General features: G+C 27.9%; 1 protein-coding gene. It reads left to right on the top strand.

The window, feature by feature from the left end; translation table 11 throughout:
- Positions 1-12: 12 nt before the first annotated feature.
- Positions 13-380: SIR2 family protein (locus tag AYC59_RS08125; RefSeq protein WP_342666601.1), on the top strand; the 368-nt coding region annotated here is incomplete at its 3' end.

Raw genomic sequence — 380 nt, 5'->3', positions numbered from 1 at the left:
GTACAGAAATATATTAGGAATAAGATTATTGAAGGACTGCATGGAAAGGAAGTATTAAGCTTTTATCGTAATTTTTATATAAAAACTGTCACACATGGAAGAAAGCATCCGATAAATATTTTTACAACTAATTATGATTTATATAATGAACAAGCCTTGGACTCTCTATCATTTCCGTATAACAACGGGTTTATTGGTACTTACAAAAGGTCATTTAATCCAGCTAGTTATAAGTATGCGTATGTAGAGGATATGAATTTATCCAATAACATATGGGAAAGAGTCCCTAACTTCTACAATTTATATAAAATACATGGTTCTATTTCTTGGGTTAAAAATGAAAATAACATAAATGAAATAGATTATAAACATATAAGTGA

This window comes from Pseudostreptobacillus hongkongensis (genome assembly GCF_001559795.1).
GTDB lineage: Bacteria > Fusobacteriota > Fusobacteriia > Fusobacteriales > Leptotrichiaceae > Pseudostreptobacillus > Pseudostreptobacillus hongkongensis.
The sequence above is the reverse complement of the archived record's forward strand: the minus strand, read 5'-3'. Positions and strand labels throughout refer to the sequence as shown.